Annotated in this window: 14 protein-coding genes and 1 pseudogene; 3 read left to right on the top strand and 12 right to left on the bottom strand. The window is 44.3% G+C overall.

Annotated features, from left to right (window positions below; all coding sequences use genetic code 11):
• Positions 1-93 precede the first annotated feature (93 nt).
• Positions 94-681, bottom strand: a complete 588-nt coding sequence (locus RSJ42_RS14935; RefSeq protein WP_410508055.1) for a pyruvate kinase alpha/beta domain-containing protein — start codon at positions 679-681, stop codon at positions 94-96.
• Positions 682-1,154: 473 nt separating this feature from the next.
• On the opposite strand from RSJ42_RS14935, the gene RSJ42_RS14930 reads away from it, so the two are divergent.
• Positions 1,155-1,904 carry a proteasome assembly chaperone family protein gene (locus RSJ42_RS14930; protein ID WP_410508054.1) on the top strand — a complete coding sequence of 250 codons (750 nt, stop codon included), beginning with the start codon at positions 1,155-1,157 and terminating at the stop codon, positions 1,902-1,904.
• A gap of 4 nt (positions 1,905-1,908) precedes the next feature.
• Positions 1,909-2,298: a DUF473 domain-containing protein gene (locus RSJ42_RS14925; RefSeq protein ID WP_410508053.1), complete on the top strand. Its 390-nt coding sequence runs from the start codon at positions 1,909-1,911 to the stop codon at positions 2,296-2,298.
• 276 nt (positions 2,299-2,574) lie between these two features.
• Here RSJ42_RS14925 and thsB read toward each other — a convergent pair whose 3' ends face one another.
• The 4 genes and pseudogenes from thsB to RSJ42_RS14905 form a co-directional block, all read right to left on the bottom strand.
• Positions 2,575-4,203: a thermosome subunit beta gene (gene thsB, locus RSJ42_RS14920; protein WP_410508052.1), complete on the bottom strand. Its 1,629-nt coding sequence runs from the start codon at positions 4,201-4,203 to the stop codon at positions 2,575-2,577.
• A gap of 470 nt (positions 4,204-4,673) precedes the next feature.
• A complete protein-coding gene (locus RSJ42_RS14915; protein ID WP_410508051.1) occupies positions 4,674-7,727 on the bottom strand; it encodes an FAD-binding and (Fe-S)-binding domain-containing protein in 3,054 nt (1,017 codons plus the stop codon).
• A gap of 144 nt (positions 7,728-7,871) precedes the next feature.
• Positions 7,872-8,489 (bottom strand): 4Fe-4S binding protein, encoded by a 618-nt coding sequence (locus tag RSJ42_RS14910; protein ID WP_410508050.1) that lies wholly within the window; start codon positions 8,487-8,489, stop codon positions 7,872-7,874.
• A gap of 7 nt (positions 8,490-8,496) precedes the next feature.
• Positions 8,497-8,850 (bottom strand): annotated as a pseudogene (locus RSJ42_RS14905) (MarR family transcriptional regulator); the annotation flags it as partial.
• A gap of 254 nt (positions 8,851-9,104) precedes the next feature.
• Between RSJ42_RS14905 and RSJ42_RS14900 the strand changes: the two are divergent.
• On the top strand, positions 9,105-9,278 hold the full coding sequence (locus RSJ42_RS14900) for a hypothetical protein (RefSeq protein ID WP_410508049.1): 174 nt from the start codon (positions 9,105-9,107) through the stop codon (positions 9,276-9,278).
• Between the two features lie 180 nt (positions 9,279-9,458).
• On the opposite strand, the gene RSJ42_RS14895 is transcribed toward RSJ42_RS14900, so the two are convergent.
• The 7 genes from RSJ42_RS14895 to RSJ42_RS14865 all read right to left on the bottom strand — a co-directional run bounded on the left by RSJ42_RS14895 (position 9,459) and on the right by RSJ42_RS14865 (position 19,046).
• Positions 9,459-10,043 (bottom strand): sensor histidine kinase, encoded by a 585-nt coding sequence (locus tag RSJ42_RS14895; protein ID WP_410508048.1) that lies wholly within the window; start codon positions 10,041-10,043, stop codon positions 9,459-9,461.
• Positions 9,976-13,755: a PAS domain S-box protein gene (locus tag RSJ42_RS14890; RefSeq protein ID WP_410508047.1), complete on the bottom strand. Its 3,780-nt coding sequence runs from the start codon at positions 13,753-13,755 to the stop codon at positions 9,976-9,978. Before RSJ42_RS14890 ends, RSJ42_RS14895 begins: the two co-directional genes overlap by 68 nt.
• A gap of 47 nt (positions 13,756-13,802) precedes the next feature.
• Positions 13,803-14,162 carry a circadian clock KaiB family protein gene (locus tag RSJ42_RS14885; protein WP_410508046.1) on the bottom strand — a complete coding sequence of 120 codons (360 nt, stop codon included), beginning with the start codon at positions 14,160-14,162 and terminating at the stop codon, positions 13,803-13,805.
• Between the two features lie 5 nt (positions 14,163-14,167).
• The gene (locus tag RSJ42_RS14880) at positions 14,168-14,509 is read right to left on the bottom strand and encodes a circadian clock KaiB family protein (RefSeq protein ID WP_410508045.1); all 342 of its coding nucleotides are present in this window, start codon (positions 14,507-14,509) and stop codon (positions 14,168-14,170) included.
• A 160-nt stretch (positions 14,510-14,669) separates the two neighbouring features.
• Positions 14,670-16,382, bottom strand: a complete 1,713-nt coding sequence (gene kaiC / locus RSJ42_RS14875; RefSeq protein ID WP_410508044.1) for a circadian clock protein KaiC — start codon at positions 16,380-16,382, stop codon at positions 14,670-14,672.
• A 715-nt stretch (positions 16,383-17,097) separates the two neighbouring features.
• Complete coding sequence (locus tag RSJ42_RS14870; RefSeq protein ID WP_410508043.1) at positions 17,098-18,321, bottom strand: SufB/SufD family protein; 1,224 nt, start codon at positions 18,319-18,321, stop codon at positions 17,098-17,100.
• Positions 18,303-19,046 (bottom strand): ABC transporter ATP-binding protein, encoded by a 744-nt coding sequence (locus RSJ42_RS14865; protein ID WP_410508042.1) that lies wholly within the window; start codon positions 19,044-19,046, stop codon positions 18,303-18,305. The genes RSJ42_RS14870 and RSJ42_RS14865 overlap by 19 nt, the downstream gene beginning before the upstream one ends.
• Between the last annotated feature and the right edge of the window lie 207 nt (positions 19,047-19,253).

Genomic DNA, 19,253 nt, shown 5'->3' with positions numbered 1-19,253 from the left:
TTTCTGTATCTTTCTGTATTTTATGTAGAAATTATAACTCCCCTCTCCCCATTTTCTTTCTCCTTTTTTCTTTTTTTATCCTCATCTTCTGGATCAGTCTTCTTTTGCCCGAGGCATTGCAATTATTTCCCTAATCTGGAGAGAGAAAAAGTCATTGCTGTGAGCCGGCCTAAGGACAAGAGCTACATCTGCACCCCATCTTGTGCCTCCTATAGCTATGATTTCTGTATCATTTGAGATAGGGATATGACCTGAATCTGCTGCCATAATGGCGACCTCTACAGCTACCTTGAAGCCTTTTCCAAACAGGGAGCGCAGAGTATCTGCAATCACTTCGGTTCTTGAATAGCCTCCGAATTTCTTTGTAATCGAACGCTCTATTCCGGAAAACATATGTGACTGGGTAGTAATTATTGCTCCGAGCTCTTCGAGCTTCTTTCTATATTCCTCTTCAACTTCCCATTCTCCTTTCTCTTTCTGCCCGTACTGGTGGCTTACTCCGATTACTTTAATGTTGCTGCCCTTTACCGCTTCTGCCATTTTTAAAGCAGTTTTTCCGCTGGTACTGGCGACTACAATGTATGTGATCCCAAGTTCTAATGCCCTCTCTGCTGCAGCTTCAATAACTGCTTCTGTGTTCTCTTCCCCTACGTGGTCAAGATAAAGAACTGGTTTTTCCATGAATTACTTCCTCCTGTGTTTGATTCAGTTTCCTTTACGGGCTTACTTATTGAATACTATAATTTTTTTACTTCCATTCCGCTACTTTTATGTCTGCTGCTTTTTTACCTGCTGCTTTTATGGATTTCCCTTTTATTTTCTACCTTTTCTATGAAAATTTTTCCCTCTCTTTTCTATTTTTCACAGTACAGGCTACATTAGCATACTCTCTCAAACATTGAGTGAAGAAAACACATAGATTAGAATAAGCGTTTCTAATCTGAATTATTTTTCCTCTGTAGTGAGAAAAGATATATATCAAAAGGATTCTCTTTTAATAAAAAGAGGGTAATGGCATTCGAAATCCCGGAATCATCGATATTTTTTATTGATGCCTGTGCAGATAGTGGCGCATACCCGGGCTGGCGAGAAACTTGTTTATTTAGGATTAGATCAGATATACTCATAGGGGATGTATTTCATGAGGTGGTTTTTTGTCAACTACGACAGACTATGACGACAATGACGTAAAGATTATTACGAAACCTGTGCAATCAAAAAATCCTGTCTTGATTGAAGGTTTCCCCGGAATTGGGCTTGTGGGGAATATTGCAAGTCAGCATATGATCGAAGAACTGAACATGGAGTACATAGGTTCCATTGAGTCCAGGTATTTCCCTTCGATTGCGGTCCTTTATGAAGGGCTTATAAACATGCCTGTGAGGATCTACGAAAATGTGGAGCATAATATCATTATAGTCATTTCCGATATTCCTATCAGCCACTCGGTTTCCTATGATGTGAGCAATGCTCTTGTAGACTGGGCCGAGTCTATCAATGTCAAAGAGATTGCTTCTATTGCAGGGATAGCTATCATGGACGGAGGTCAAAAAGTCTTCGGAGCAGCTACCACACCCGAAATGCTGGATAAAATCAGGGATAAGGTTGAGATTTTCCAGATGGGAACCATTTCCGGAATATCTGGCAGCGTAATGGCAGAATGCCTTATGCGCGGGATTCCTGCAATCAGTCTCCTCGGAGCTACAAAAACTCAAAATCCTGATCCAAGGGCCGCGTCGTCTGTGATCGGAGTCCTTAATGAGCTGTACGGGCTTTCAATCAGCACTGACAGGCTTATAGAACAGGCTGAACGAATAGAAATCGAGCTCCAGAGACTTGCTGAAGACGTTCAGGCTACCGAGCGGAAAGGAGAAGTTAAAAAGGAGTTCCCAATGTACGGGTGATCTCATGGAGTATATTGCGTTAACAGGAATAGCTGACTCCGTGATTGAGATCCTGAAAAAGCATGATCTCAGGACGCTTGAGATCCGAAACCCGCAGAACTTCTTCGGAGTACTGGGGCTCAATGCAGGAGACAGTGTTCTCCTGACTTCCACAAGTCTTCAGGACCTGACTGATGGGACTCAGGGACTCATAGCAAGGGTTGTTCAAAAGCAGATCTCAGTTCACTCTTTTGTCAGCTCAAATGAACTTTATATTGAAGAACGGGAGGCTCTGTCAGCCCGCATCCAGCTGGAATGCAGGTGTATGGCAAGGATAAGGAATGTTATTTCAAACGAAATCGGGAAACCCGTAGTAGTAGATGCAAGAGAAATCTCCTGTTACGAAGCCCGGTGAATCCTTATTGGATCTAATCTGTCTCTATTTTTTAGAAAAACGTTTTTCCTTTCTTTTCTCTGAATTGATTACTCAAAAATAGTTTGCTAAAAATTAAGATTTATTCTGAAAACTGTTTTTATCTAAAATTTGATTTGCCCTGAAAACAGATAAACAGATTTCTATCTGGAAGACAAAACTCAGCAAAAGTCGAAAAGAAGTTTTCTAAAAGAAGAAAGATCCGGAGAATTTGGATTTTCCGGATCTCCAGCTTAGTTTTGATTTTTTTAGATATCTTTACATCATGTCTTCCATGTCGCCGCCCGGCATTCCGCCCGGAGCTGCTCTTCCGCCGCCGGTGGAAGCGATTACATCATCGATCCTGAGGACCATGATTGCGGCTTCTGTTGCTGCATTGATTGCCTGGGTCTTGATCCTGAGAGGCTCGACAACATTGTTTTCGAACATGTCCTCGATCTTGCCTTTGTAGACATTAAGTCCGGCTCTCTTGTTCCCTTTTTCATGCTGGGAGCGCATTTCCACAAGCATATCAATAGGGTCAAGTCCAGCATTTTCTGCAAGGGTCTGCGGGATAACTTCGAGGGACTCAGCGAATTTTGTTACTGCAAGCTGTTCTCTTCCTTTGAGAGTTGCTGCATATTCTTTGAGCCTGAGGGACAGTTCTATTTCCGGGGAGCCGCCGCCAACAACAATCTTCTGGTCTTCGAGGGCAACGCCGACAACCCTGAGGGCATCTTCAAGGGCTCTCTCAAGTCCGTCTACAACGTGCTCTGTTCCGCCGCGGAGCAGGATTGAGGTGGTCTTGCTTTCCTTACAGCCTGTAACAAAGGTCATTCTGGAGCCAGTAACGTCCTTTTCTTCTACAAGACCTGCATAGCCAAGGTCGGACTCATCGATTTCATCCAGGCTGGTAATGATTCTTGCACCTGTGGCTCTGGAGAGCTTGTCCATGTCGCTCTTCTTTACCCTGCGCATTGCGAAGATGCCTGCCTTTGTCAGGTAATACTGGGCAAGGTCGTCAATTCCCTTCTGGCAGAAGACTACGTTTGCGCCTGTGTCGATCACTTTATCTACAATTTCCCTGAGCATTGCTTCTTCCTGGTCGAGGAAAAGCTGCATCTGGTCCGGAGTAGTAATCTTTATTTCGGCTTTGGTTTCTGTCTTTTTGAGTTCGATTGGTACGCTTAAAAGGAGAACCTTTGCATCCTTTACAACCTCAGGCATGCCGGTGTGGACACGCTCTTTGTCGACGATTACTCCTTCAACAATCTCAGAGTCCTTTATGCTGCCGCCGGGCCTCTTTTCCGTTTTAACATCTTCTATGTCGACAGTGATCTTCCCGTTTTCGTCTTTCTCAACAACGGACTTAATTGCACGGACCGCAAGGTTTGAGAGGTGAGCTTTGTGTGATTCCGCACCCTTTCCGGTGATGGCTGTGCCTGCGATCTTCTCAAGAGTCTCTGTGTCTTCAGGGGATGCGCTGATGGTAATGGTGTCAAGAATCTTTACAGCCTGCGTTGCTGCGAGCCTGTATCCGCTTGCTATAACAGTGGGATGTACACCGCTTTCCAGGAGGTCTTCTGCCTTTGTCAGAAGTTCTCCTGCAAGCACGGCTGCTGTGGTTGTCCCGTCTCCTACTTCGGCATCCTGTGTCTTGGCGACTTCCACAATCATCTTTGCACCTGGGTGCTCGATGTCCATTTCTTTCAGGATGGTTGCTCCGTCATTTGTAATGACGACGTCTCCCATCGAGTCTACAAGCATCTTGTCCATACCCTTTGGCCCAAGAGTGGTCCTTACTGCCTCAGCCACTGCCTTTGCGGCCATGATGTTGTTGTGCTGAGCGTCGGAACCGTGGGTTCTCTTGCTGCCTTCCCTTAATATAAAGATCGGTTGTGCTGCCAAATTCAAATCTCCTTTTAAATGATGTGAAATAGTATGAATTTCTGTTAATTGTATTCCAGAGCACTTTCCTTTGTGCGTAATTTTCCTATTCTTAATGCAAGCACTTCTATATAAGAATTCCTCTGGAGCAAAGGATTCTAATCATGAAAAAAGGGTCTGCTGGTTCTTTTAATGCCCGATTTTCGTCTCGCCCGAATTGCTCCTCGGGAGTACGCGGTCCTTTTCACTCGCTTCGCTCGCTCAAGAGGACTAATAAAAATACTAAGTATTCGACTCGACAAAGGAGAACAGTTTTTCAAAGTAATAAATGGAATAAAAGAAGTTAACAAGTAAATTTGACCGAAAATATATTCATGGGTACAAAACGTAGAATCGAATATTATCTTGAAAATTGATAATCGAAGGAATTTTCAGTTTTTTCCTTCGATTTCTGGATTTTGTTTTAGTTTTCTCTTTTTCCGGCCTATTTTTCAGTGAGTTTTTATATACTCAATCATGCGCGGAGTGAGCAACGGAATTATCTCGGGTAGCATATTGGGCATGAGGTTTTCCATGGCTTTTGGCATGAGGTCAGGGAGCTGTTCTTTCATGTAATCCGGCATTGGGACTCTTCTTTCCACGGCTTTGAGCATATCAGGCATAACTTTTGGCATAACTGCTGGCATAAGCTTCGGCATCATAACCGGCATCATGGGTTTCATCATGGAGTCCATTCCGGGCACGTATTTCACCATCTTCATCATTGTTTGAAGCGGGGCTGGCATGGCAGCCATCATCTGTGGCAGGAGTTCGACCATCAGGTCAGTCATGTTTTCGGGCTTCATTAGATCGATCATCTTTTCAAAAGGTACCCATGACTGCAACGTGTAGTTTGTCGAATCAGGAATGCTGTACCCAAGGCTTCTTGCTACAAGAGCGCCGAGGTCATGAACCTGAATGTCAAGGTTATTTTCCTGTGCTGCCACCCTGAACTGGAAGACACAGCACGGGCAGAGGGCTGCAAGAATCTCCGCATTCACGTCAACGGCTTCCTGAAGCCTCATATTTCCAAGCCTGTATGCAACAGGAGGTTCGGCAATAAGGCTGACCACGGAACCACAGCAGTGTGCTCTTTCCCTGTTATACTCCAGTTCCCTGAACCTGATGCCGGGAATGGCTTTCAGGAGTTCTCTAGGAGGTTCGTATATTTCCCCTCCGGCTCTTCCCAGGTGGCAGGAGTCATGCCATGCTACTACTTTATCTAGAGGCTGCTTAAGCTTCGGTTTAAGGACATCAAGGCGTTCCACAAGGACTTCGGAATAGTGTTTTGTCTCAAGCCCGAACTCGATTCCGAGCTTCTCTGCCCACTGGGGGTAGACTGTGTGCCACATTAGCCAGCATGCGGGACAGGAGGTGATGACCGTTTTTACTCCTTTCTTTTTCATATTTGCGACGTTCATTCTCATTATCTTTTCAAAAACATCCCACCTGCCAGCAACAAGCATTGGAATCCCGCAGCAGGCTTCTTTGTCAAAGAGCCCGGTAAATTCGACTCCTGCGTCATCTAGCATACGGACTGCCCCTATCGCAACATCATTTTCTACAAAAGACGCAGTGCAACCCGCAAAGTAGGCGTATTCAGCTTCATCCTTCATTTTTGCACGGATGTCCTCAGGTATCCATTTGTCCCGGTCTTTCCTGTAGTTTGCCCAGATATTCCTCTCTTCCAGGAGGCTTGCAGCCATAATCTCAAAGGGTGGAAAAGTCATCTTTTTCTCCTCCCCTACCAGCTTATCCCTCATGGTCATCCAGGCATGTTCTATTGGCATATCTAGTTCGCAGCGAGAGTCGCACATCTGGCAGGTGGTACAGCCAAGGAATGTGTTTGTTTGCCTCTGGTCAAGCTTTTCCCTGCCTGCCAGATACTCTTTAATGAAGAACCATTTCCCTCTTGGGGATTGGGATTCCCAGCCTCTACCGTAGTACTGGTCACACTCGCTTACACAGTACCCGCACTGGGAACAGGAATAGGCAAGTTCAGCAACTTCAGCAGGGATTTCTTTCTCATCTTTGAAACTGACTTCTCGTATCCCTGACATATTTCCTACAAGCCTGCCCATCGGCTCGAAAGTGGATCCCAGAGACACGGCTGTGTTCAGGAGTGTTTTCCCTTCAAGAGTCTCAGGGTTCATAATCCCATTGGGGTCACTTTCTTTTCTCAAAGCTTCAATTTCTGCAAGCCTATCTCCGAAGACACTCTTTTTCTTTGAAGCAAAGAACAGGCCTGAAGAGTACGCTCTTCCTCCGTTTTCCTCCGCAATCTTCAAAATGCTCAGGGACAGGGCAAAAGCCGTATTGAAAAGCATTGAACGCTCGGAATGGCGCATGAAACAGAGAAGCACAACATTTCCGTCGCTGATAACCATCCCTTCGGTGAGCACCGGGAGTTTTATTTTCTTTTTTATCTCTTCAAAAACGGTATCCATATTCTCAAGCGGCACCAGGATTTCTGCAGGAATGAAGGAGGGGCCCAGCCTTTTTACTTTCATGGACTTGAACCATTCTTCAGTTTCGTGCTTTGCAATCTTTTCCGGAAGAACCGTACCTCCAGCGTTCTCTATAGCTTCTTTCAAGCCCGTAACATCTCTGGAAGCAGGGTACATGAAGGTGCATACATAAGCAACAGGCAGGACTGGCCTGTCTTTATCCACAACTTCCCCATAGTGGAGTTTATGGGGCGCTTTGTTTTTCATATCAGCCCATTCCGGGTTGAGGAAAGAGATTGACCAGAGGGGAATATTCTTTTCCCTTATTGTTTCGACAGCTTTTTTCATGGCTCCGGCATCGGGAAAACTCGCAGAAACAGCTTTCCTATCTTCAAATTTCTGGACATTAAGGGTGATTTCGGTTATAATGCCTGTTGTTCCCATTGTCCCTATCAGTTTCCTGAGTTCTGGGCCTGAAAATTCCTTTATTTTTCCGGTGGGGAGGACAACCCTGACTCTTTCCATGCTCTCATAACCCCAGCCGAATTCATAACTCCCGTATCCGGCACCGCTCTGGGCAAACCAGCCTCCTACGGTTGAGGAAGGGGCGCTTGAAGGGATCGCCCTTACTGAGAGTCCTCTCTCTTTGAGTTTCCTTTCTAACTTCTCCCAGATAACCCCGCTCTGAACAATTGCTTTCTGCCCTTCGGTATCAATGACCCCAATCACTTTGTTAAGCAGGGTTACGTCAGCAACAATTCCTCCTTTTGCAGGAATAACTCCTCCGTACCCTGAGGAGGCTCCTGCACGTGGGACTACAGGAATTTTATGCCTGTTTGCAAACTCCAGAAGTTTTACTGCATCTTCTTCCGTTCGGATTTTCACAACGGCAGCGGGGTCTGTTTTTCCCATGACTTTCTTGACAAGCGGGGGCAGGGCTCCTATATCATGGTTATAATAACGACGTTCACGACTGTCAAGGTTAGCATATTCCCCAAAGAGTTCGGATAATTCTGTTTTCTGGGCTTCTGAAAGCTCAGATACGCTTTTTGCTGTCATATCTGCTGGCTCCCCTTTACCTTATAAATTTAATAGTTAGGCTAATTAAAAATTTAGTAATTAGAATACTTAAAAAGATTTAGAATACTTAAAAATAATTAGAATTGATAATAATTGTAGTTACCAATAAATAAAGTTAATAATTTAGAAATGTAACGCATCTTTAGGACAGGCAGTTACACAGCGCCCGCATTTGATGCAATCAGGCTTTTTCTCGGTCTGGCTGACCTTGAGCTGCATGGGGCAGGCTTTCTCGCATTTCTTACAGCTAATGCATTTGTCTTTCTCAAGTTTCAGCTGGTACTTTTTTCCTCCAATCAGGCGCTGGGCTGTCCCCATAGGGCAGAAGGAGCACCAGGCTCTCGGGCTCAGGAAAGTTCCGAGGAGGACTGCAATTGAGGTGGTTACGAGGCACATCATTACAAAGATCATGCCTATTTTTTCGAATGTGTTAAAGCTTCCGATTGTGTTTGCCACTCTGTAACCCATAAAGCCCATAAGCAGGAAAAAGATTGGCAGACGGACCCGGAGACTCCGGAATGTATCGGGTATCTTTCTTTTCTTTGAGATTTTGCTGACCCAGAAGTCAACAAGGCTTCCTCTCGGGCAGAGGTTTCCACAGAACCATCTGCCTCTGAAGGGGCTGCTCAGGAAGATTGCAGCAAACACAAGCAGCATAAAGTACCCAAGTGCAGGGTACCAGAGCCCTCCTATAGAGACAATCAGTACAAGTATTCCCAGGTAGGGAGTTATTTTGAGCATTTGATTTACCTCTGTTTTCCCATTGTTCAAGTTCCTGTTCCAGTCTGTCAGCCCAGGACTGGACAATTTTTAGAATGATATTTTTAATCTGGTTTTTTGAATGTATTTTATAAATATAGACGTAGCCTCCTCCGTCAAGGTTCTGCTGTGACCTCTGGAGAATTTCTTTTTCGTGCAGCTTTTTTACGGAGCGCTGGACTGTCGAAATATCCAGCTTTAGAGATTTTGAAAGGGCATCGGTATCAACCCATTTGTCGGGTTCATTTAAGAAGCACTTCATAACGTTCAGGTCAGCTTTCGTAAGATTGAGAGCGCACTTGATTACGTCTTCCACTTTGAATTCCTTGCAGGCAAAGTCCATTTCCAACCCTTCTATTATTCTACAGTACTGTAGTATTATATCCGGAGTATATATATGCTGGCAAGTACTGCAAGCTACAGACAAAAATCAGAGGTACTGTATTTTTTATTCCCGTTATATGGGCTGATGTCATGGGAGCTAAGAAGAGATAAAAACGCAATTGCATTTAATGGACTAAGGCTTTTTGCGGGATCTAATAACAATATTTGAGTCTAATAGCAATATTTATTATTATATTAAACGAATTATATATCATGGGGGAAAATAAATCTGCAACTGGTATTGGTGCTCTGGTATTCATCATATTTCTTTTGATAATGCTCGTAGCATTCAACTCAGCGAACAATTTAACAGCAGGTACGGTTTTAGGTACAATTCTTACTGGGCTTTTCATATGGTTTTTAGTGACCGCTGCAATACTGCATTAACAAATTCTTGAATTTCCGGTACTGGATGAGCCATCCCAAAACTAAAAAAATTTTTCGAATATTGGCTTATAAATTAAATAATTCAAGCTGCTACTGATCAAAAAGTAGTTGTGAAACCTGGTAGTATGAGGATAAGAAAAGACCTGGAATAGCACCAGGCGTTAATGATAGTCCCGGGCGTTAATCAGGGATTTGTAATTCTTTATCCCCGAAAAAGATGGAAAACTCTGTTCCATGATTCCTTTTAAGTTCTATACAGCCATCCATCTGCTCAATAAGAATATTTACGAGCTGAAGCCCGAGAGAATCCGGGTTTTGAAATTCTACTTCTTCCGGGATGCCTTTTCCATTGTCCGCCACTTTAAGTATGTACTGATAACTATCTTTCTCTTCGAAGTTTTGATTCTGACCGGATTCTTCAGGTCTGGAACTCAGGGTTTCGGTTCTGCGTAAGCTTATGTTAATTTCGCCTTCGCTTCCAGCAGGAAAAGCATGTTTAAGGGAATTCGAAATCAGCTCATTTATAATGATGCCAAGAGGCACTGCAGCATCCATATCCAGATATACGCTTTCAAGATCCGTTTTCAAGTTAATGTTACTGTTCCCAATGTTATATGAACTGAAGAGATCTGCTGTGAATTTACGGATATAAGCTGCAAAATCAAGGGTGTCGTTTCTATCTCCTTTGTAGAGCTCTTCATGGATCAGGGCCATTGAGACTACACGGTTCTGGCTTCTCTTTAAAGGCTTCAAGCATCTTTTCATCACTGAACCTTTCAGCTTCAAGGCTGAGAAGGGAACATATGACCTGCAGGTTATTTTTGATTCGATGATGGATTTCTTTTATCCGAATCTTATCCGTTTTCTCCAGGGCTTCTTCTGCCTTTTTTCTATCAGCTATATCATACATCATACCCTGGTAAAGCTCTTCATTATCTGGTTTGGAAATATTCTGGGCAATTCCGTGGATCCACCGAATTTCTCCATTTTTCTTCCTTATCCTGTATTCGTGCCTGACAGTCATACCCGGGGTGCTTTTCATTTTTTGAGCTTTTTCCTGCAGTCCCGGTCGATCTTCCGGCACTACGATCTCATTCCATCGAACTTTTCCGGAAAGAAAATCTTCTCTCGTATATCCTGTTAGTTCTTCAACAGCCCCGTGCAGGAATACAGGAATAAAGTTTTTTCCTAACTGAGTGCCAATACCTTTGAAGTTCTGCAGATATAACTGGACGCGCTCTTCGCTTTTCTTTATTTTTTCCATTGCAAGCTTCTGTTCGGTAATATCCTGAATTGTCCCTTTAATCCCAACGGGGATCTTTTTCTCATTAAAAACAACCTCACCTTGAGAATGAACTATATGCTCTGTCCCATTAGCTGAAATTATTCTATAATCAATGCTGTAAGGCTCTCCGCTTAAAGCTCTTTTAAGATTCTTCTTTACACAGTCTCGATCTTCAGGATGTATATGACTGAAATATGCGTCAATAGTTACTTCAAACTCTTGCGGCTTAAATCCGAAAATACGGTAAACTTCATCAGACCAGTATACTTTATCAGTTATAAGATTCCTGTACCAGCTTCCCAGGTGAGCCATTTTTTGAGCTTCAGCAAGACTACTTTCACTTTCTTTTAATGAGTTGTATGCCTTTTCAAGCTCTGCCGTACGTTCTTTAACTAACTTCTCCAGATTGTCGAGGGTTTGTTTTAGTTTAACTTCTGCTTCTTTTCTTTCGGTAATGTCTGTAAGCATCTTCATAGAGCCGGTAAAATTGCCATCTTTATCAAAAAGAGCTTTAGCACTTATAATTGTCCAGAGAAGTGAGCCGTTTTCGCGTATCAGTTTTAATTCATAATCTCCATCAATACCTTGCTTTATTCTTTCCATATTTTGCCTGGCAGTTTCCTTATTCTCTCCATCGGTAAAATCCCATGCTGATCTGCCAATTATCTCTTCATGACTGTACCCAAGCATTCCTGCAATTTTCTGATTAGCATAAGCAATTCTGGCTTCGGGGTCAACTATCCATATACCTTCGTTTGCTGTCTCTATGATATTGCGGTATTTCTCCTCACTCTCGCGTAATGCTGCTTCAGCCTGCTTGCGATCAATAAGGTCGGCAGCCTGCCTGGCGAGAATATCCAGCAGTTGCAGATCGCGCTCAGAAGGCTGATGCGGATTGCGCCAGTGCGTCGAGATCATGCCCACCAGCTTTCCTGTACGGGATAGAAGAGGTGTGGTTTGTACTGCGCGGATTCCAGTCTGGATATAGGTTGCCCTGTCCTTTGAACCAGCCATAAAATCGCAGTTTTCTACATCCGGAATGATGACTCGCTTGCCAGTCCGCAGGGAGGATCCGCAGCTGCTTTCCGAATCGACGCTGACCCACTCCCAGAAATTTGCCGCTTGAGGATTGAATCCGCGGAACGCTAGCAGTTTAAGTTCACCGCTTTTTCCGCGTTCAGGGTAGAGCATCTGTATGCTCGCGAATTCTGAATGCATTATTTGCATCGCAGCATCGATAATCTTTTCATAAAGCGATTGAACATTATCTTCGTGAAGAAGCTCGGCACTGATACTTTGCAGGAGTCTGGTATCCATCAGCTCGGCTTCAATTTGTGCCCTGCTCTCCCGCAGCGCATCCTCGGCCAGTTTCTGTTCTGTGATATCCTGCACGATGCCGAACCATCTGACCGGTCTTCCGGAAGCATCTTTAACGGGTTTATCAGCCTCTGCATGAATGTATCGGATAGAGCCGTCTGGCATCAAGAGACGATAATTCCAGTTATAGCCCATATCTTTCTCCATACCCTCCCGGAGCACCCTCTCTATGCCTTCAACATCCTCAGGATGTACTCTGGCTCTCCACATCTCATAAGTTCCCGTGCCTTGCGCTGCGGTGTAACCGAAAATGCTGAAATGGCCGTCTGACCATTTGACATTATTTGTGGTCAGGTCCCAGTCCCAGTGCCCCAGACTGGCTAGCCTTTCCGCTCTCACAAGATTGATGGCAGTAGTTTTGATTACGTTTTCAGCCCGCTTACGCTCGATAGCAACAGATACCTGATCAGCTACGGTGCTTATGAGGGCAAGCTCATCCTCTGTAAAACTCTTCCTGTTTCTCGTACCAAATGACAGTGTGCCTATTGTTGTCTCTCCTATGCGGAGAGGCTGACATACATAAGCCTGAATCCCCATCGACCGCACAAGATTAGCCTGCTTATCCCTGTTATGTTGCACGTCCTCAGACACAATACGGCATCCATTAAGGGCAACACAGCCACAGATTGCCGATCCTTTATCAAGCCACTCAATTTCTTTAGCTATCTCTGCACTTATCCCGCCGCAGGCGCTAAGATGGAGACTGCCCAGGATCTCGTCGAATACATAATTAAAGAATACATCGCAGTTCAGATGGTCCATCACCTTTTCGGCAATAGTCTGAATCGCATTCTCCGGATCTTTATTCGAAAGAAGAATGGAGTTTGCCTCGCTCAGGAGTTTAAAACGCTCCTCGTTTTCACGCAGCGCTTTTTCAGCCCTTTTGCGTTCTGTGATGTCCGTGAGGGTCACCACACAGCCTATTATCCTGCCGTCAGTATTTTTGAGAGGTCCTGAGTTTAAAAGCAAATGCAGGCTATGGTGGAAATCCTGGCAATCTTTGATTTCAAGGGCGGCTTCTACTCCAAGAATAGTTTCCCCTTTCAGAGCAGACGAGACAGGAAGAATTCTTTTGCCGGCATTTTCCCCTTCTGAAAACCGGATATCCAGGATATCTTCAAACCTCTTGAACTCCGGGTCACATTTACAGACTCTGGGCACTGCGTCACTGAAATGTGTTATTTTCCCTGCAGTGTCGCAGACTACTATAGCCTCACCAGCCTGTTCTATGATTGACTGGGCCAGACGTCCTGCAGAAACAATTTCTTCATTTTTCTTCTGCTCAGTCAGGTCCGTAGCCACGAGGCACCAGGCGTTTTGTGATCCCTCTGACTGAAATGAGCTGATGGACAGGTAAACTGGCACATGTATGCCATCCATTGACCGCAGCTTAATCTCTCCGGCGCTGGTTCTTTGATTCAGGAGTGCCTTAAAAATATGGATGTCTTCGGATTCAATAAATCCGTAAATAGATGCGCCTACAACAGCATGGGGGCGCATCCTTATGAGTTCTGCAAATCTGCGGTTACAGTAAAGGATAGTCCCGTCGCTGGCAAAGGTCACAGTGCCCTCATTCATTGTCTCCACCAGGACGCGGTATGCACGGTCGGCACTATCAAGAGTAAAAACCAATTTGCCTTGAGGCCCGGGTATAATCAGAGCGTCCAGATCCCCCTCACTGATAGCGCGTCTGAGTTCCTCAGCTTCTTCCAAACGTATTTTAAGCTCCTCTACTTCCGCTTCCAGGGCGCGGTTCCTGTCTAAAAGCTCCTGGTACGGCATATATCCCCTGTCTTTTTCCAATTTTATACTCATACTTACAACGCCTCCCCAAACGCCGATTATTTTGGGACGTCTTTTTATCATTTTTTGGATTTAAGGTCCATCCCCACAAGAACCCTTTCTGTATCCGACATACTGCCTATAAGTTTCCTTAAAGGCGGAGGAAGCTCTTTTATCAGCGTTGGAGCCGCCACTATCTGACCATCTTTGGCAAAGACAGGATGCTGATAGATATCAATAACCTCTAGCTCGTATTTTCCGGGCATATATTCGTCAAATATGCGTTTTATATTATTTATTGCCTGTATCGACCTGGGGCCCATCCCTGCAACGTAGAGGTGCAGAACATATGGGCCGTCTTCTTTTTTTTCCAGTGCTTCTTCAAAAGCGGCGGTTGAGTCCTTGATATCGGATTTTTTTATCTCTTCGTTATTAGCCACATTCATCACTCCATGGGACGCAAATCCAGACCTACCAGAACCCGCTCAGTGTTTGACAGGTCCCCTATTATTTTCTTTATAGGCGGAGGAAGCCTTCTAACCAGTGTAGGGACAGCTAATATCTGATCCCCTTTAGCTAGCTGCGGATTTTCCAGAAGATCCACAACCTCAATTCTGTATCTGCCCCCCAGGTATTTCTCACAGATTTCTTTTAAGTTGGCGAAAGCTGCCAAACTCTTTTTGGTCTGGCCAGCTACGTATAACCTCAGGATATAAAACTCCTGATCAGACACGGTATCTGACTCAACAGATTCAGATCCGTTGTCGCTTTGTACTGCATCTTCCATTTAATTCCACCTTTTGAACCTGAGAAGATCAATTTTTTCCTCAGCAGTCCCTTTCCTTTTTAGTCCTGAAACCCCGGATTACATTAACAATGAACGTGGTAAGTAAATTACCTGCTTCTCAGGTTTTGAAAACGTTAACCGAATAAATCGTTAACATAATTCAGGACTTATCGGCTTTTCCCATGCGCTCCATTTTGTTTCTGTTATTTGTAAGTGCCTTATTTCTTAGCTCATCCTCGGAGACGAGTTTATTCAACTCCTCTTTCTGCATCTCAAATTCAGAGCTCAAAATGGAAATCTGGGCATCAAGGGATTTGAGTTTGTTCTCCAGCTCTCTCTTTTTCCGCTCAGCGTTTTGTTTTTGAGTTACAGCCTCGGATATCTCCTCAGCTTCCTGGACTGCTCTGGAAGACCCCATAAGCAAACCTCCAGAAGGACCCAGATATACATCCTGTATCTTTATGCCGTGATCAGTAAGAAGATACTCCCTGATCTGGTTTGAGTGCCCCATGCCTCTCGACTTAATTATAGATATCCCGCGGTTGCGCTCATTATCACTTTCAAAGAAACTGAGGTTAATCCAGGTATCCATGAGAGAAGATATTCCCTCAGCATTAACGCCAGCAGTTCTCTCATGTTCTACCAGGCTTGTACATATAGTAGTGATATTCTTGAGTTTCAGGTGATCGATAAGCCTGGTGAGCATAAGCCTGACATCGGCCTGGGTGCCCGCATTTATCAGATTAGAAATGGGATCCATGACCACAATATCCGGTTTGAAATCATCGAGTAACTTACGCATTGTTATCAGATGCATTTCCAGCCCGTAAACCATAGGTCTGGATGCATGGATCTTCATAAGTCCGGAGTCTATATGGGGTTGGAGGTCTACACCTATGGACCTCATGTTCCTCATTATCTGGTAGGGAGATTCCTCAAATGCAAAGTACAGGCAGCGTTCCCCTCTTTCACAGGCAGCCTGGCAAAACTGGGATGCAAAACTCGTCTTGCCTGTGCCAGCTGTTCCTGATATAAGTATGGTAGTACCGCGGTAGTAGCCCTCTTCCCCAAGCATTGCGTCCAGGCGCGGTATGCCCGTAGATATCCTTTCCATAGATGCTTCGTGTTCCAGGCCCAGTGAAGTAATAGGCAGGACAGATATTCCATCCTCCTCGATCATAAATGGGTACTCGTTAGTACCATGTTTTGAGCCTCTGTATTTAATGATGCGGAGGCGTCTGGTTGCTATCTGTTCCTCCATTCTATTATCAAGGAAAATTACGCAATCTGCCACATACTCTTCCAGTCCATATCTTGTGAGGGATGTTTCTCCTCTTTCTCCCGTAACTATGGCAGTTACCCCTTTGTTCTTTAGCCAGAGGAAGAGCCTTCGAAGTTCGGAGCGCAGTATTGCTTCGTTCTGGAACCCTGAAAATAAAACCTCCAACGTATCCAGTGCCACGCGTTTGGCACCTATGGAGTCTATAGCCAGCCCAAGCCTTATGAACAGGCCCTCCAGATCATACTCGCCTGTTTCCTCGATTTCGCTCCTATCGATATGAACATGATCGACTAATAGTTTATTTCTTGCTTCCAGGCTTTCCAGATCAAACCCCAGAGAGGCGAAATTCTCGGTCAGATCCTCAGAAGTTTCTTCAAATGCCATGAAAACTCCGGGTTCTCCGTAATTTTCTGCTCCTTTAACCAGGAATTCCATAGCCATAAGAGTCTTTCCTGATCCCGCACTTCCGTATATCAGGGTCGTACGGCCCTGAGGAAGCCCCCCATAAGTTATCTCATCCAGACCGTTTATGCCAGTTGGGGTTTTTTCCAGACTCTTTTCTTTCAAAATCCTGCCTTTCTCTTCTATCATTAAATCCCCTTTTTAACTCTCCGGTGCGTAAAATACGTTATTATAAATTGTTATTTTTAATTAAGTCTTTCATTATTGTTATTTTGTTTATGTAAGATTGTTTTTTTAAAAGACAATCTGATTCCGTATTTTCAGAAACCGGCTGTGAGTATTTGTAAGGCTTTTTCTTTCTTCTAAACTTTTAAACTCGCTCTAAAAACTTAAAGACTTCTATTTTATTTTTATTCAGCTTATCCTATATTCACTATTGATCCCGGGAATCTTCCCGAAACTTTTCTTAGCAAATGTATCCCCTCGATAATAATTTTTGAAGAAAAAAACAGGTCTTTCGGGATTTCTGCATATTATCTTTATATAATTAATCTTTAAGAAAAGTTTTTATACTTGTTCTCCAATTTGCAAATTAAGGTTTAATGAGCTTGCCTGTTTTAAGGTTTCTTTTCCAGAAAGAGACTTAATCTTAAAACCATGCCTTCAGCTCATTAAAATCAACATACACTCAACAAAAGGCCGGCAGGTTTCTCCTTTTCTCCTGCCGGATTCACACACCCTTTTTTTAAGTTATTATTGATCCGGAAAACCTGTCTTATTTCTAAGACCTCTTCCCCCCAGGTTACCTGTTTTCGCCTTTAGAAATAGATTTTCTCCCGGTTTTCCGGATAAATTTGCCTGGAAAACTTAGAGTTTCCAGGCCTGCTAACCGGGTATTCTTTACTTACGTTCCGAAAGCTGTCTGTGTAATCGTATCTTCTATTTCGTTCTTCAGCTCTTCCGGTATTCCTCTTATTCCAACGTCCAGGAAACCTCTTATGATCATTCCAACGGCTTCATCTTCGGTAAGCCCTCTTGCCATGAGGTACTCTACCTGGTCTTTGGCAATTTTTCCCACGGCTGCCTCGTGTGTAAGCTCTATGTCATCCACGTTTGCCTCGAGGATAGGGATTGCAAGCTGGCTTCCTTTATCGGTAAGGACAAGCCCTTTACATTCGAGGTGCCCTTTTGCGCCTTTTGCATTGCCTATCATCTCGCCTCTTGCAATTACTCTTCCGCCTATGGTAATAGTTCTCGAGATCAATTCGGCTCTTGTACCAGGGGCATTAAAAACAACCCTGCCTCCAAGGTCAAGTTCGGAACCTGTGTGTGAAATTGCTATGGTATTAAGCCTTGTTACCGCATCTTTTCCCTCAAGTCTGACAGTAGGATAGGTCTGTACTGAGCGCACGGGCTTTAAGCATATATAATTGCTCACATATGTCCCGCCTTCTTCCACATGCACAACTGTCCTCGGGCGGACTCCTATCTGTTCAGCCCAGTTGTGTATCATCGTGAAATTCAGGGTAGCACCTTTTTTAATGTACATCTCGGAAATCCCGAGGTGCAGCCCTTCTTCGACTCCTTTTTTCGAGGTGCAGCCCGTTATAATGTCAAGGCTTGCCCCTTCCTCAACAATTATGATATTATGAACAGTCTGTGCCGCTTTTTTGCTTCCCAGCATAAGGCAGGTCTGGACAGGCATGGCAGACTTTTTCCCTGCAGGAACCCTTACGAAATAGCCGTCAGCATCTTCAAGATAGGTTTTTGCGGTATATTTGTCAGCATCTACCTGAACGAGCTTCCAGGAGTAATCTTTAAGCCACTCATATTTTTCCATGGCTTTGCGGGTGGACATAAGCTCAACATTTTTGTCCTTTAAGGTAGAGTGTGAGACTGCGTTATCAAGTACCAGAAAACTGCCTGACCTTCCTTCTTCGCTCGGAATTACCCCTACCTGGAGCAGAGTTCTTTTGCTTTCTTCGTCGAGAGACTGCAGGTCTTCAATGGGTTTGCTGACACTGGAACCTTTCTCATATTTTTCCAGCTCAAAGTCCTCTCCGAAAGCTGCTTTCTTCCCACTCGCGCTCTCTGCTCTTTTTTTAAGGCTTACTTCATCAGTCTGCATGTTACACACTCCTGATACCCTTTGTTTTTTATCTCTTCCAGCATTTTCATGGGATTTCCAGAACACATAACTGTGCCATTGCAGAGAATATATCCCCTGTCTGCCTGAACATAATCCAGGACCTGGCCTGTGTGCGTAATGATAAGGGCTGACTTGCCTTTCATGCACCTCTCCCCGGGGCAGTCCATACCTTCGGCAAGCAGTTCCTTTATTGTCATTCCGACCTGTTCGATGCTTACCAGGTCAACCCCGGACTCAGGCTCATCCAGAAGATAGAGGCTTGGATTCTGGGCTGAAAGCTGGAGAAGCTCTGAGCGCTTGATTTCCCCGCCTGAAAAGCCGACATTCACGTCCCTGTCCAGAAAACGTTTCATATCCAGATTTTCTGCGAGGGCTTCAGGGTCTTTTTTTCCTTTTGATGTTACTTTTACAAGGTCCCTGAGTTTAATTCCAGTCATGTCCGGCGGGCGCTGCATCATAATTCCCAGTCCTCTGCGGGCTCTTTCATCTACCGGAAGATTTGTGATATCTTCTCCATTGAACAGTATCCTGCCTTTCAAAACCCTGTATTCACTAAAACCCATAATTGTTCTCATGAGGGCTGATTTTCCGGCTCCGTTTGGCCCGAAAAGCACATTTGTGTATCCTTTTTCAACCTCGAGGTTCACGTCATGGAGCAAGATTTTTCCGTTAACCTCTACAGTCAGATCTTCTATTTTTAGCATCTATCTCTTCTCCCTTTATATCATTCTGGATACGGTTTTCCCCTATTTTTTCGTATCCCGAGAAATAGCTGTTCAGAGTAAATTTACTTGGACAAACTCTACATGGCAGAAGTGAAGTAAAAGGTGAGACTCCTATGGCAGCCCTCTTTTATCCCCAGCTCTCTGCATGAAATCCTTTCTTCTTTTAGGAGGACATCATATTTCTAA

It is taken from the genome of Methanosarcina hadiensis (genome assembly GCF_046529725.1).
GTDB classification, from domain to species: Archaea; Halobacteriota; Methanosarcinia; order Methanosarcinales; family Methanosarcinaceae; genus Methanosarcina; species Methanosarcina hadiensis.
The sequence above is the reverse complement of the archived record's forward strand: the minus strand, read 5'-3'. Positions and strand labels throughout refer to the sequence as shown.